This window comes from Polaromonas hydrogenivorans (assembly GCF_040105105.1).
In the GTDB taxonomy this organism is placed as follows: Bacteria; Pseudomonadota; Gammaproteobacteria; order Burkholderiales; family Burkholderiaceae_C; genus Polaromonas; species Polaromonas hydrogenivorans.
This window is the reverse complement of the sequence record NZ_CP157678.1, coordinates 125483-138034: the sequence shown is the minus strand read 5'-3', so window position 1 is coordinate 138034 and position 12552 is coordinate 125483. Positions and strand designations below refer to the sequence as shown.

Genomic DNA, 12552 nt, shown 5'->3' with positions numbered 1-12552 from the left:
CCACACGGAGAAAAACCATGCACAAGCAACTGACCCGGATCGCCGCCGCCCTCGCGCTGGCGGGCGCCGCCACCCTGGCTGTCGCGCAAGAGCGCCCGGCCGACATCGTGAGCCCGATCACCGACAAGGCGCTGTCCACCAGGGCGAGCCCGGCGGAGGCCCGCAAGGCCGGCCGCGCGGCCTACGAGAAGCCCACGCCGGACAACAGCATCATGCTGTTTATCGACCATCAGATCGGCCTGATGGCCAGCACCCGCGACTTCGCGCAGGCATCGGGCTACAAGGCCAACGTGGTGTCGCTGGCACAGATGGCCAAGGCGCTGAACATCCCGGTGCTCCTGTCCTCATCGAACGCCCAGTGGCAGAACGGCGACTTGCTGCCAGAGCTCAAGGAGACCTTCAAGGACCAGCCCATCCACCGCCGCACCGGCATCATCAACGCCTACGAAGATCCCACCTTCCGCAAGGCGCTGGAGAACCTAGTGGCCAAAACGGGTCGCAAGCACATCATCATCTCCGGTGTGACGCTGGGTACGTGCGTGACGCTCCCGACGCTGTCGATGATCAATGATGGCTACGTGGTGCATCCGGTGGTGGACGCATCGGGCGCCTGGAGCAAGTACGAGGCCGACGCCGCGATGCAGCGCATGAGCGCCGCGGGCGCGCAACTCAACACCGTCTATGCGCTGGGGGCGGAACTGCAGGCCGACTGGAAACTGCCGTCGGCCAACGACATGCTGCCTCCATTCATCAACGGCCTGCCCGAGTACGGCTGGATCGTGCAGCAGTTCTGGAACAACGCCGACCCGGCCAAGCGCCCGGTGAAGGATCCGTTCGGTCTCGTCAAGTAAGCAACCCTCCCCGCTCCATGAGGCGCGGGGGACAACGCCAAGGAGCATTTCCATGAAGATTCCCGCCCTGTTCGTTTCACACGGCGCACCCACGTTCGCGCTGGAGCCCGGCCAGGCCGGCCCCCTGCTGCACGCCATCGGCGAGCGCGTGCGTGCATTGCCCGGGCTGCGAGCCATCCTCGTGGTCTCGCCGCACTGGCGCACGCGCGGACTGCGCGTCGGCGCCAGCGCGCGGCCGCAGACCATCCACGACTTTGGCGGCTTTCCAGCGCCGCTCTATGCGTTGCGGTATCCCGCCGAGGGCGCGCCCGAGGTCGCCCGCGAGGTGGCTGCGCTGCTGGACCAGTCCGGCCTTCCAGCGCAACTGGCGAGCGAGCAGGGGCTGGACCATGGGGCCTGGGTGCCGCTGCTGCACATGCTGCCCGGCGCGCCGCTGCCGGTGCTCCAGCTGTCGCTGCCGATCGACCTGCGCCCGGCCGATGCGCTGACGCTGGGCCGCGCGCTGGCACCGCTGCGCGAGCAGGGCGTGCTGATCATGGGCTCGGGCAGCCTCACGCACAACCTGTACGAATTCCGCCAGTCGGAAACCGAGGCGTCTGAGGACTACGTGCGCGAATTCGTGCAGTGGGCCCGCCGCGCCGCCACGGCGCACGACGAGGCGGCGCTGATCGACTTCCGTGGCGCACCGCATAGCCGGCGCGCCCACCCCTCGGACGAGCACTATCTGCCGCTGCTCGTGGCCGCCGGCGCCAGCAGCGCGGGCGAGACGGTCGAGGTCATGGAAGGCGGCGTGACCTACGGCGTGCTGTCCATGGAAGGCTACGTCTTCGGCGAGCTGCCGGGCGCGCCCGCCCTGTCCTGAATCCATTTCATTTGCAAGGAACCGCCATGTCTCCCACCTCCCTCATCGTCCAGCAACCCCAGGGCCCGGCCTCGCAGCTCGTACTGCTCATGCACGGCGTCGGCTCGGTGCCGCAGTCGCTGCTGGGCGCCGCGCGCTGGTTCGCCAACCGCGACAGCGCGGCCATGGTGGTCAGCATTGCCTCGCCCGAGCCTTCCGACGTTTCCAGCCATGGACTGCAGTGGTTCTCGGTGCGCGGAGTGACCGAGGACAACCGCCAGGCGCGCGTGGACGGGGCCATGCCCGCCTTCGTGGCGACCGTGCAGCACTGGCAGCGCGTCTCGGGCACCGACGCGCAACGCACGCTGATCGCTGGCTTCTCGCAGGGCGCGATCATGGCGCTCGAATCCACCAAGCTCGCCGCGCCTGCGGCCCTACGGATCGTCGCCATCGCAGGCCGGTTCGCCACGCTGCCGAACCGGCAATCCGGCGCGGCGATTCATTTCCTGCACGGCGATGCCGACCCGGTGATGCCCGCTGCGCTGGCGCAGACCGCGCAGGCGCGACTGCTGCAGTTGGGCACCGAGGTCACGCTGGATCTGGCGCACGGCGTAGGCCACGAGCCGCACCCTGCGCTCCTGGAGCGCCTGTCCGCCCGGCTTGCGCCCGCCTGAACCCTGAGTCAACAAAAGAACGGGCCAGCGCCGCCTGTCATTTCTGCATCGCGCCGAGCACGGCCAGGCTCATCGCCTTGATGCCCGTCTTGAGCGACGGCTCCGCCACGGGCGCGAAGTACGGCGAGTGGTTGATCGGCACAGGCTTGCCGCCGGGCTGGCGCGAGGCTTCGACATCTTTCGGATCGAGCACGCCGATGAAGAAGAACATCGAGGGCACGCCCGCGCTGACGAACTCGGCGAAGTCGTCGGTCGGGCTGGCCGGCGGCATCCGTTTGACCTTGGCCGGATCGAAGGCGGCCTTCAGGATGGCTTCGTTGCGGTTCACGATGGCCGCGTCGTTCACGACCGAGTCCACGCTAGGGATGTAACCGGTAACTGAACGGCGTCCTTCCTTGCAAAGGTGTCGTCGGGAACAATGCCTTCATTGATTTACGATGAGGAGCAACAGCGATGCAAGCCATGGTCAACGAGGGCGTAAAGCGCCGTCACCGTTTGAACGAGCAAGCCTGGCTCGAAGCGTTCAAACGCTTTGAAGGCGCCGGATTGACGGTAGAGGCGTTCTGCCGCCGTGAGGGTCTGTGCCGCAGTAGCTTTGCGCGCTGGCGTTCGCGCTTGCTTGGTGGGGCTGGCGTGGTTCGCCAGCTCAAGCAGGACGCCCAAAGCCAGGCACCGATGGCTTTCGTCGATTTGGGTACGATGGGCTCGGGTGCGCCCGCGCCTTGCCCGGCGCTGGAGTTGCGCCTGGACCTCGGCGCGGGTCTGACCCTCACCCTGGTTCGGCGCTGATGTTCTTTCCCGAAGGCCAGATTCGCGTCTTCCTTTATGGTCAACCGGTGAGCATGAGGCTGTCCTTCGATGGCCTGTACGCACTGGCGCGGCACGGGCTGCATCAGGACCCGCTGAGCGGGCATCTGTTTGTCTTCGTCAACCGCCGCGCCACGCAGATGAAGGTGCTGTACTTTGACCGCAGCGGCTGGTGCGTGTGGGCCAAACGCCTGGAGGGCGGGACATTCTTGCGCGACTGGAGTGCGGTGGTTCACCGCGAGATGGACTGGACGGCGTTGAAACTCATGCTCGAGGGCATCGAGCCCAAACGGCAGTACAAGCGCTATCGCAGCCCGCGCAATTGGGGACAATCCTGTGCCGTACCGCAGGCGCCCTCGGTAACATAATACCAATCCCGATAGATAAAGAACCAATGCCAGCGATTGAAGTCTGAGCGATATTGGAGTCTTGGTGGAGGTTACGAAAATGTTATCTCAGCAAATCATTGATCAGCTGCAGCCCTATGATTTCGACCGGCTGGCCCGCAAGGAATCGGATGGGCGCCGGCGACTGCGCCTGATAGCACTGGCGCATCTCAAAGAGGGCAAAAGCTGCAGCGAAGTGGGCGCTGCACTGCGCGTGAGCCGCCACGCGGTCATGCGCTGGGTGCAGTGGTTCATCGCTGGCGGCGTGGCCCGTCTGGCCGGCATGCCGCACGACTGGAGTACGCAGCGCCTTGCCAAAGGACAGGAAGAAGCGTGTCGCCAGGCCGTCGAACAACTCCAGTGCGAACGCGGCGGTGGGCGGGTTCGGGGTAAAGATATTCGCCAGTTGTTGGACCGGCAGTTCGGCGTTGCCTACAGCTTGAACGGTGTGTATGACCTCATGAAGCGCTTGGGCATGGTATGGATTTCGGCCCGCGCCGTCAGTCCCAGTGCCGATCCGGTGGCACAAGCCGAATTCAAAAAAAAACTTCGTCCAGGAAGTCGCAGCAACGCTGCCCCCGAGCATTGCGCCTGAGCAAGTGGATGTTTGGTTTCAAGATGAAATGCGCATTGGCCAGCGCGGCACGCAAACGCGCCTGTGGGCGCGCAAGGGAACGCGGCCCCGGGTGGTGCGCCAGCAGCAGTCCGAATCGGCATACATCTTTGGCGCCGTCTGTGCGCAGCGCGATACGGCTGTTGGCCTGATCCTGCCGCAGGCCAATACCGAGGCGATGACCCTACACCTGCAGGCCATCAGCGAGGCCGTTCCTGCGGGGCGCCACGCGGTGCTGGTGCTCGATCGTGCAGGGTGGCATACCACCGCCAAACTGCCCCAGTTCTCCAACCTCTCATTCGGTGGCTGTCAAGGAAGTTGTCGCCTGAAGTGAAGTGAGTCAGGCTGTTTTTTGCTTGGATTCAGGCTCCTTGGTTTGTTGCTTGGTTTCTGGGTTGAGGTGCACGACATCGACATGCGCCCACTGGCGAGGCTGCCCTGACCAGCGCTGAGGATTTTCCTGGCGGGCCTGTTCATAGACGAGCGCGCGCTGCTCAAGCAGTGCCCGGTCCAGGCCGGCATGGCGCTGCGCCGGTGTCACGAAGCCAATGGCGCTGTGGCGATGCTCGTGGTTGTACCAATGGGCCAGCTCGGTGACCCAGCGCCTTGCGGCCAGCAGGTTCTCGAACGGCTTGACAGGCAGTTCGGGGCGGTACTTCAGCGTTCTGAACGCTGATTCGACGTACGGATTGTCATTGCTCACGGACGGACGGCTGCGCGTGTGCGCCACGCCCAGGCGCTGCATGGCCGCCAGCATGGTCTCGCCCTTCATGGGCGAGCCGTTGTCCGAATGCACCGTCAGCTGGCCCGGGCGAATGCCCTGGCTCTCACAGATGTCACGCAGCAACTGGCTGGCCAGCTCGGCGCTCTCGCAGTCAAACACCTGCCAGCCCACGATCTTGCGGCTGAACAAATCCTCGAACAGGTACAGGTAAAAGTGCTGGCCGCGCACCTGAGTGGGCAGATACGTGATATCCCAGCAGAACACCTGATCGGCTCCGGTGGCGGCAAGGGCGCGCGGCCGGCTTCGCTTTTGCGCTGCGCGCTCCGAGCGTCGATGGCCCAGTTGGCCCTGCTGTCGAAGTATTCGGTACATCGTGGACTCCGAGGCCACATAGACGCCGCGGTCGGCCAGGCGAGGCACGACTTGGCTCGGCGGCAAGTCCTTGAACGCTTCGCTGTTGAGCGTGGCCATCACCGCCTGGCGCTCGTCCTCGCGCAGCTTGTTGGGCGGGCACACATAGCGCCGCTTGCCCGAAGGACGCTGGTCGCCCTCGGCCGCCTGCGTGCGCTGCCAGCGCTGCACGCTACGGCAGGACAGCCCGATTTGATGGCAAGCCGGCTTCAAGCGCGCCCCGTCGGCGCAGGCCTTGCCGATCAGGCCGAGCAACTTTTGGCGCTGCTGGACGGACGTCATTTGTCCGCGCCCTCCAGCAGCGCCTGGAAGTTTTTTTGCAACACCAGCAAGGCGGCTACCTCGGCCAGCGCTTTTTCCTTGCGCCGCAATTCACGCTGGAGCTGCTCGTGCTGACGCTGGAGTTCTCGAAAGGCACCCGTTGCCTCGCGCGAGGCGGGCGCGACCGGGGTGCAAAACTCTTCGCGCCACTGCACCAACTGGTGCTCGAACACACCACGCTCGCGGCACCACGCCGCCAGTGCCGGGCCATTGAATGCGTAGCTTTCCTGCAGAGCCCTCAGGCGCTGCGATGGCGACCAAGATGCAGCCGGGCCGTCCAGCGCAGGGCTTGTCTCCCCGAGTGCCTGTTCGCCGGCCTTGGCCGAGTCCAGCACCCATCGCTTGAGGGTGCCGGCAGACATGTTCAGCTCGCTGGCAAGGCTCAGAATTGAACGCGCGCCGCGATGGCGGGCTTTGAGCAGTGCCTGCTCCTTGAATTCGGTGGAGTGATGGGAATGAGGTTTTCTGTGCATGAAATGTCGCTTGCGCTGCGGATAACCCGCGGAAAATCGGAGGCGACAACTAGTCTGACACAGGGGGCATTGCTGCCGCTGCCCGCGGGTTCACCCGAACTCAACCCGGCCGAGCAGGTGTGGCAGCAACTGCGCGACCGGCACCTGGCCAACCGCTGCTATGACGGGTATGAGCAGATTGTGGATGCCTGCTGCGACGCTTGGAATGCCTTCACGCAAATCCCTGGTGCCATCCGCTCTTTGTGCTCCCGCAGCTGGGCAGTGCTGCCTTCAGCTTCGGTTATCTCATGACACGGGATTGGTATGAGTCCATGAGCGAGCTGTCCCAGGCCCAGGTCGTCCAGGCGGTCGTTTCTGTGGAGCGCATGAGCGCTGCACAGCGTGTGCAGCTGGCCGACGAAATTTATCTGCGCCAGCCCAACCTGCTGGCCTCGGTGCTGGTGCTCGAGCGCATGGGCGTGAGCCTGCAGCAGCTGGAAGTACCGATTTATACCAATCCCGTGTCATGAGATAACCGAAGCTGAAGGCAGCACTGCCCAGCTGCGGGAGCACAAAGAGCGGATGGCACCAGGGATTTGCGTGAAGGCATTCCAAGCGTCGCAGCAGGCATCCACAATCTGCTCATACCCGTCATAGCAGCGGTTGGCCAGGTGCCGGTCGCGCAGTTGCTGCCACACCTGCTCGGCCGGGTTGAGTTCGGGTGAACCCGCGGGCAGCGGCAGCAATGAGAGGTTGGAGAACTGGGGCAGTTTGGCGGTGGTATGCCACCCTGCACGATCGAGCACCAGCACCGCGTGGCGCCCCGCAGGAACGGCCTCGCTGATGGCCTGCAGGTGTAGGGTCATCGCCTCGGTATTGGCCTGCGGCAGGATCAGGCCAACAGCCGTATCGCGCTGCGCACAGACGGCGCCAAAGATGTATGCCGATTCGGACTGCTGCTGGCGCACCACCCGGGGCCGCGTTCCCTTGCGCGCCCACAGGCGCGTTTGCGTGCCGCGCTGGCCAATGCGCATTTCATCTTGAAACCAAACATCCACTTGCTCAGGCGCAATGCTCGGGGGCAGCGTTGCTGCGACTTCCTGGACGAAGTTTTTTTTTGAATTCGGCTTGTGCCACCGGATCGGCACTGGGACTGACGGCGCGGGCCGAAATCCATACCATGCCCAAGCGCTTCATGAGGTCATACACACCGTTCAAGCTGTAGGCAACGCCGAACTGCCGGTCCAACAACTGGCGAATATCTTTACCCCGAACCCGCCCACCGCCGCGTTCGCACTGGAGTTGTTCGACGGCCTGGCGACACGCTTCTTCCTGTCCTTTGGCAAGGCGCTGCGTACTCCAGTCGTGCGGCATGCCGGCCAGACGGGCCACGCCGCCAGCGATGAACCACTGCACCCAGCGCATGACCGCGTGGCGGCTCACGCGCAGTGCAGCGCCCACTTCGCTGCAGCTTTTGCCCTCTTTGAGATGCGCCAGTGCTATCAGGCGCAGTCGCCGGCGCCCATCCGATTCCTTGCGGGCCAGCCGGTCGAAATCATAGGGCTGCAGCTGATCAATGATGTGCTGAGATAACATTTTCGTAACCTCCTGCGAGAGCCAAGACTGGTCAGACTCCGATCACTGACTTTGGTTCTTTCTCTGTCGGGATTGGTATTACATCCTGATGGTGGCCTACCAGGCCATCAAGGCGTCGGCGCTGGACTGGCCCCTCATCACGGAGGACGTTCAGGAGCGCTGCCTGCAGCGCCTCAATGGCAGCATTCGGTTCGACGAATGTTTGAGTCCCGAGCTCATGCGGCAAGCCGCCCAACAACGCGTCGACGATCATGCGCAACGCTATCTGCTGGCGTTCGTACACGGGTACTTGCGCGATCATGACTTGCTGGCGGTGCGCAGCGATGCCGAGAAATACCTGCTGCTGGCCTCCTTCAATCTCGTCGAATGCATCGCCGCCACCGCACCCGGCGGCAGACCTCAGCGCCGTCCTTCCTCTGGCAAGCAAACCGCGTCCCGACTCCGACCCTTCTGAGCATCCGGGCTTACGCGTCAACAACGCCGCAGGGTTACCGGTTACCCAGGGATGATCTTCACTTCCGGCTCGGGGGCCCCCGCCATTTGGGCGCTGGCCTTTGCCGTGCGCCGAATGCCATCGTGCATTTTGGTGCGAACGCCCTTGTCCAGGCTGCGAATGGTGCCTCGCAGATCGACGGTCTCGGGAATGATGTTGCCCACCGTCCCGCCCTGGATGGCGCCCACGGTGAAGACGCCGAACTGGAACGGATCCTTCTCGCGGCTGATCACGCCTTGAACGTCGACGACGAAGCGCGAGGCCATCAGCACCGGGTCGATCGACTTGTCGGGCGCGGAGCCGTGCGCGCCCCGGCCGAAAAACCGCGCTTCGAACGCATCGCTCCCGGTCAGCACGGGGCCCGAATTCAGGCCGATCTCTCCGTAGGCCATCGGCCAGGTATGGAGCGCGAATGCCATGTCCGGCTTGCCGAAGCGTGTGAACAGGCCATCGGCCAGCATCGGCCTGGCCCCGCTCAAGGTCTCTTCGGCGGGCTGCGCGATAAACATCAGCGTGCCTTTCCAGCGGTCCTTCAATGCGACCAGCGTCTTCGCGGTCCCGACCCAGGCGGCCATGTGCAGGTCATGGCCGCAGGAGTGCGCGACGAATGACTCCTTGCCGCCGAACACCGTCTTGACCTTGCTTGCATACGGCAGGCCGGTCTTTTCCTCCATGGGCAGCGCGTCGAGTTCGGTGCGGACCATGACCGTCGGCCCCGCGCCGTTGCGCATCATCACGACGACACCGGTCTTGCCGACGCCCTCGGTCACCTCGAAGCCGATTTCGCGCATCGCCGTCGCCAGTTTCCTGGCGGTATTGACTTCCTCGAGCGCCAGTTCGGGATGGGCATGGATGTCCTGGTAGAGCGCCTCGACAGGGGCATGGTTGGCCGCGATGAGCTTGTCGATGTCCGGGGCGAGCCGGGCGGCATTGTCGGGCGTCTGCGCGCATGCGATCGATGACAGCGCGGCCAGCGCCAGGCCCGCCAGTCTGCGTCGAAGGGGGCGCCGTGCATCGCGCCGGGTGAACGTTGGGTGCCTCACGGGGTGCTCCTCGGTTGGGGGGCGTGGTCGCTTCAGTTGCCGATCTGCATCCGGTGCGCGTGAAGCGCCTCGAAGATAGGCGCGTCGCCGAACCGGAACAAATCGAGCTGCGTTGCCGGCGATGCCTGGGCTGCAAACGGCTGCCACGACGGCACCACGAACAGGTCGCCGCGCGCAACCTGCCATGTACGCTCTCCGACGGTGACGGTGCCGCCGCCGTCGAACACCTGAAAGACGGACGAGCCGACCTCGCGCCGCACCAGCGTCTGGGCGCCGGCGCGCACGCGGTGCATTTCGGTGCGCAGCGTCGGCAGCACGTCGCCGCCCGTCGTGGGATTGGTGAAGCGCACGGCGGCGTGCCCTGGACTCAGGGTGGCGACGCAACCCTCGTCCTCGAGGGCCAGTTGGTCCGCCAGGGCGCGGTCGGTGTCGCTCCAGCGATAGGCCAGCAGCGGCGTGGCTGGCAGGGCCGTCGTCGCGGACGCTGGGCGCAGCCCGGGATGGCCCCACAAGCGTTCCGACTGCGAGCGTTCAGGCGTGCCCTTTTCGGCGTGGCTGATCTGCTCGCGACCGACCTCGAAGAACTGGCTTTCGGTGTAATACGAGAAAGGAATGTCCAGGCCGTCGATCCAGGCCATCGGCTCCGTGGCGGCGTTGTGATGGGAATGCCAGTTCCAGCCCGCCTGCGGCAGAAAGTCGCCGCGCGACATGCGCACGGCATCGCCATTGACCACGGTCCACACGCCCTCGCCTTCCACCACGAAACGAAAGGCGTGCTGCGTATGGCGGTGCTCCGGCGCGTTTTCGCCCGGCATCAGGTATTGAATGGCGGCCCAGAGCGTGGGGGTGGCAAAAGGCCTGCCCCCGAGGTCCGGGTTGGCCAGCGCGATGGCGCGGCGCTCGCCACCCCGCCCGACGGGCACGATCTGGCCAGCCTGTGCCGCGAGCGCCTTCAGCCGGTCCCAGCGCCAAAGATGCGGTGCGGCCTTGGACTTTGGATGCAGCGGCATCAAGTCGCCGATCTCGGTCCACAAGGGCACGAGAAGTTCCTCTTCGAACCCTCGGTACAACTGCTCCAGCGCGGGCGAAGGTTCGGGTTGTCCCCGGCCGGCGACGGCTTTCAAGCGCACGGGCGAGGGTTTCAGGTCGATGGTCATCGATGGGTTGTCCTTGTCCATGGGGTGGTCCATCGCCTACTCGGCCGGACCGACGTTCAGCGCAATCGAACCGACGCCTTCTATGCGGCCTTCGATGCGTTCGCCGGGTTGCACAGGGCCCACGCCCTCGGGCGTGCCCGTGAAGATCAGGTCGCCGGGCTGCAGGTGATAGAACTTCGAGAGGTCCGCGATCAGTTCGGGAATGTTCCATATTAGCTTGGACAAGTCGGACTTCTGGCGCACCTCGCCGTTGACCGACATGCTCAGCGCCCCCTGGCCGAGGACGACCTGCGGCATGGGCACGATCTCGGACACCACGGAAGATTGCTCGACGTCCTTGCCCAGATCCCAGGGCCGGCCTTTTTCCCGGGCCGCCAGTTGCAAATCGCGCCGCGTCATGTCCAAGCCGCAGGCATACCCATAGATGAGCTTTGGGGCTTCGGCTTCGCTCACGCGAAAGCCGGCGACGCCGATGGCCAGCACCAATTCCATTTCATACTGGTAGTCCTTGGTGCCAGGCGGATAGGCCACCGTGGCCCCGGACTCGACCAATGTCGATGGCGCCTTGGTAAAGTAGAACGGCACTTCGGCCGACTTGTCGACGGGGCGCCCCATTTCGACAGCGTGCGCATGGTAATTGCGGCCGACGAAGAACAGCCGGTTGATCGGCAAGCGCTCGCTGCGGCCACGCACAGGCAGACAATACACGGGCGGTGGAGCCCAGAGGTAGGCGGTAGCGGTCATGGGTTTTCCTTGTGAAGTGGGCGGGAAAAATCAGTTGCTGGGAATGCCGCGCCGGTTGGAGCCGTTGCCGGATCGGCATGCACGGCGGCGTATTGCTCGGAGGCGGATTTGCGGTGATCGATCAGTAGCACGGCCAGCATGCCGATCACGCCCGGGATCGCGATCGCAAAGAAGTTTTGCCGCAGCGGCAATTGCAGGCCGACCAGTACGCCGATGACGATGGGCGCCAGGATGGCGCCGCTGCGGCCGATGCCCAGCGCAAAGCCGAGTCCGGTCGAGCGTATCGCCATCGGGTAGAACTGTCCGGTATAGGCATTCGCGACGATCTGGGTTCCAATGGTCGAGGCACCCGCCAGCCCCACCACCAAGAACAGCAGCGCCTGCGGCATCGCAAAGCCAAGCAGGGTGACAGAGAGCGCGGCCAGCGCGTACATCGAAGCGAGCACATACTTGATGTGAAAGCGATCCGCCAGCCAGCCGCCGCCGACGGCGCCCACCATCGCGCCGACGTTGAGCACCAGCACGAAAGTCAGCGCCGAGCCCAGGCTGTAGCCGGCGCTGGCCATCAGCTTCGTCAGCCACGAACTCAGCGCATAGACCATGAAAAGGCACATGAAAAACGCGATCCAGAACATCACGGTGCTAAAGCCGCGCCCATCGGTGAACAGGTGCCGCGTGGGCGCGCCGTGCGCCTTGTCCTGCGGGGGCACCGTAAGCTGATCGCTGGCCTGAGGCGTGTAGGTCGGCTCGATGCGGGCGGCGATGCGCTTGAGTTCCTCATGCCGGCCCTTGGACAGCAGGAAAGGCATGGACTCCGGCAGCGACTTGAGGATCGCTGGAATCAGCAGCACCGGTACGGTAGCAGCGAAGAACACGGACTGCCAGCCGTAGCGTTCGATCAAGCCCTTGCCGAGCAATGCGGCCACAATGCCCCCAACGGCGTAACCGCTGAACATCACCGTGACCAGCGTGGCGCGTATCTTTTTCGGCGAATACTCCGTCATGTGGGCCACCACGTTGGGCATGACGCCGCCGATGCCCAGGCCCGCCAGGAAACGCATGATGCCGAACATGACGGGATCGCGGGTCAGTCCTGCGGCACCCGTGAACAAGCTGAACAGCGTGATGCAGATGACGATGGCCCAGCGCCTTCCGATGCGGTCGGCGATCGTCCCCAGGAATATCGCGCCGAACATCATCCCGAACAACGCCGAGCTGACCATGAATCCGGCCTGGGTCGGGTCCACGTTCAGGTCCTTCATGATGGAGGGCAGCGCGATGCCGACAACGGCCAGGTCGTAACCGTCGAAGATGATGATCACGGCGCACCAGAACAGCACGAGCCCATGAAAGCGGTTGAAGCGGGCATCGTCCGCGAGTTGGTGAACATCGATTTGGCGCATGACGTTTGTCTCTTGTATGTTTCAGGAAGGGGCTTG

Annotated in this window: 18 protein-coding genes and 1 pseudogene; 10 read left to right on the top strand and 9 right to left on the bottom strand. The window is 64.6% G+C overall.

Annotation, left to right across the window (positions count from 1 at the left end):
• Positions 1 to 17 precede the first annotated feature (17 nt).
• Genes ABLV49_RS24565 through ypfH form a run of 3 tightly spaced genes read left to right on the top strand, consistent with a single transcriptional unit; the run spans position 18 to position 2366 of the window.
• On the top strand, positions 18 to 851 hold the full coding sequence (locus ABLV49_RS24565) for an isochorismatase family protein (protein WP_349282839.1): 834 nt from the start codon (positions 18 to 20) through the stop codon (positions 849 to 851).
• 52 nt (positions 852 to 903) lie between these two features.
• Positions 904 to 1713 carry a dioxygenase family protein gene (locus tag ABLV49_RS24560; RefSeq protein ID WP_349282837.1) on the top strand — a complete coding sequence of 270 codons (810 nt, stop codon included), beginning with the start codon at positions 904 to 906 and terminating at the stop codon, positions 1711 to 1713.
• Positions 1714 to 1739: 26 nt separating this feature from the next.
• The gene (gene ypfH / locus ABLV49_RS24555) at positions 1740 to 2366 is read left to right on the top strand and encodes an esterase (protein WP_349282836.1); all 627 of its coding nucleotides are present in this window, start codon (positions 1740 to 1742) and stop codon (positions 2364 to 2366) included.
• 37 nt (positions 2367 to 2403) lie between these two features.
• On the opposite strand, the gene ABLV49_RS24550 is transcribed toward ypfH, so the two are convergent.
• Positions 2404 to 2724: a hypothetical protein gene (locus ABLV49_RS24550; RefSeq protein WP_349282834.1), complete on the bottom strand. Its 321-nt coding sequence runs from the start codon at positions 2722 to 2724 to the stop codon at positions 2404 to 2406.
• A 95-nt stretch (positions 2725 to 2819) separates the two neighbouring features.
• Here ABLV49_RS24550 and tnpA point away from each other — a divergent pair, with 95 nt between their 5' ends.
• From tnpA to ABLV49_RS24530, 4 genes are all read left to right on the top strand, one after another.
• Positions 2820 to 3155 (top strand): IS66 family insertion sequence element accessory protein TnpA, encoded by a 336-nt coding sequence (gene tnpA / locus ABLV49_RS24545; protein WP_349276582.1) that lies wholly within the window; start codon positions 2820 to 2822, stop codon positions 3153 to 3155.
• A complete protein-coding gene (gene tnpB, locus ABLV49_RS24540; RefSeq protein ID WP_349276583.1) occupies positions 3155 to 3541 on the top strand; it encodes an IS66 family insertion sequence element accessory protein TnpB in 387 nt (128 codons plus the stop codon). Before tnpA ends, tnpB begins: the two co-directional genes overlap by 1 nt.
• Positions 3542 to 3620: 79 nt before the next feature.
• Positions 3621 to 4154, top strand: a complete 534-nt coding sequence (locus ABLV49_RS24535; RefSeq protein WP_349282833.1) for a helix-turn-helix domain-containing protein — start codon at positions 3621 to 3623, stop codon at positions 4152 to 4154.
• Between the two features lie 28 nt (positions 4155 to 4182).
• The gene (locus ABLV49_RS24530) at positions 4183 to 4506 is read left to right on the top strand and encodes a transposase (RefSeq protein ID WP_349282831.1); all 324 of its coding nucleotides are present in this window, start codon (positions 4183 to 4185) and stop codon (positions 4504 to 4506) included.
• Positions 4507 to 4512: 6 nt separating this feature from the next.
• Here the strand turns inward: ABLV49_RS24530 and ABLV49_RS24525 are convergent, their stop codons facing one another.
• Together ABLV49_RS24525 and ABLV49_RS24520 are read right to left on the bottom strand one after the other, a co-directional pair.
• Entirely contained in the window at positions 4513 to 5589 is a 1077-nt protein-coding gene (locus ABLV49_RS24525) for an IS3 family transposase (protein WP_349276567.1), read from the bottom strand.
• Positions 5586 to 6101, bottom strand: coding sequence for a transposase (locus ABLV49_RS24520; RefSeq protein ID WP_349279284.1), 516 nt, complete (start codon positions 6099 to 6101; stop codon positions 5586 to 5588). Before ABLV49_RS24520 ends, ABLV49_RS24525 begins: the two co-directional genes overlap by 4 nt.
• Before the next feature lie 3 nt (positions 6102 to 6104).
• On the opposite strand from ABLV49_RS24520, the gene ABLV49_RS24515 reads away from it, so the two are divergent.
• Positions 6105 to 6392 carry a hypothetical protein gene (locus ABLV49_RS24515; RefSeq protein ID WP_432280037.1) on the top strand — a complete coding sequence of 96 codons (288 nt, stop codon included), beginning with the start codon at positions 6105 to 6107 and terminating at the stop codon, positions 6390 to 6392.
• 20 nt (positions 6393 to 6412) lie between these two features.
• The gene (locus tag ABLV49_RS24510; RefSeq protein ID WP_349282829.1) at positions 6413 to 6610 is read left to right on the top strand and encodes a hypothetical protein; all 198 of its coding nucleotides are present in this window, start codon (positions 6413 to 6415) and stop codon (positions 6608 to 6610) included.
• Here ABLV49_RS24510 and ABLV49_RS24505 read toward each other — a convergent pair.
• Positions 6605 to 7228: an IS630 family transposase gene (locus tag ABLV49_RS24505; RefSeq protein ID WP_349276506.1), complete on the bottom strand. Its 624-nt coding sequence runs from the start codon at positions 7226 to 7228 to the stop codon at positions 6605 to 6607. The genes ABLV49_RS24510 and ABLV49_RS24505 overlap by 6 nt on opposite strands.
• Positions 7143 to 7676: a helix-turn-helix domain-containing protein gene (locus ABLV49_RS24500; protein WP_349282827.1), complete on the bottom strand. Its 534-nt coding sequence runs from the start codon at positions 7674 to 7676 to the stop codon at positions 7143 to 7145. Before ABLV49_RS24500 ends, ABLV49_RS24505 begins: the two co-directional genes overlap by 86 nt.
• An 88-nt stretch (positions 7677 to 7764) precedes the next feature.
• Between ABLV49_RS24500 and ABLV49_RS24495 the strand changes: the two genes are divergently transcribed.
• Positions 7765 to 8130: a hypothetical protein gene (locus ABLV49_RS24495; RefSeq protein ID WP_349282825.1), complete on the top strand. Its 366-nt coding sequence runs from the start codon at positions 7765 to 7767 to the stop codon at positions 8128 to 8130.
• 44 nt (positions 8131 to 8174) lie between these two features.
• Here the strand turns inward: ABLV49_RS24495 and ABLV49_RS24490 are convergent.
• The 4 genes and pseudogenes from ABLV49_RS24490 to ABLV49_RS24475 all read right to left on the bottom strand — a co-directional run.
• Positions 8175 to 9212, bottom strand: a pseudogene (locus ABLV49_RS24490) (amidohydrolase); the annotation flags it as partial.
• Positions 9213 to 9244: 32 nt separating this feature from the next.
• Positions 9245 to 10390: a cupin domain-containing protein gene (locus tag ABLV49_RS24485; RefSeq protein WP_415838340.1), complete on the bottom strand. Its 1146-nt coding sequence runs from the start codon at positions 10388 to 10390 to the stop codon at positions 9245 to 9247.
• A gap of 15 nt (positions 10391 to 10405) precedes the next feature.
• Complete coding sequence (locus ABLV49_RS24480) at positions 10406 to 11113, bottom strand: fumarylacetoacetate hydrolase family protein (RefSeq protein WP_349282823.1); 708 nt, start codon at positions 11111 to 11113, stop codon at positions 10406 to 10408.
• Positions 11110 to 12516 (bottom strand): MFS transporter, encoded by a 1407-nt coding sequence (locus tag ABLV49_RS24475; RefSeq protein WP_349282821.1) that lies wholly within the window; start codon positions 12514 to 12516, stop codon positions 11110 to 11112. The genes ABLV49_RS24480 and ABLV49_RS24475 overlap by 4 nt, the downstream gene beginning before the upstream one ends.
• Between the last annotated feature and the right edge of the window lie 36 nt (positions 12517 to 12552).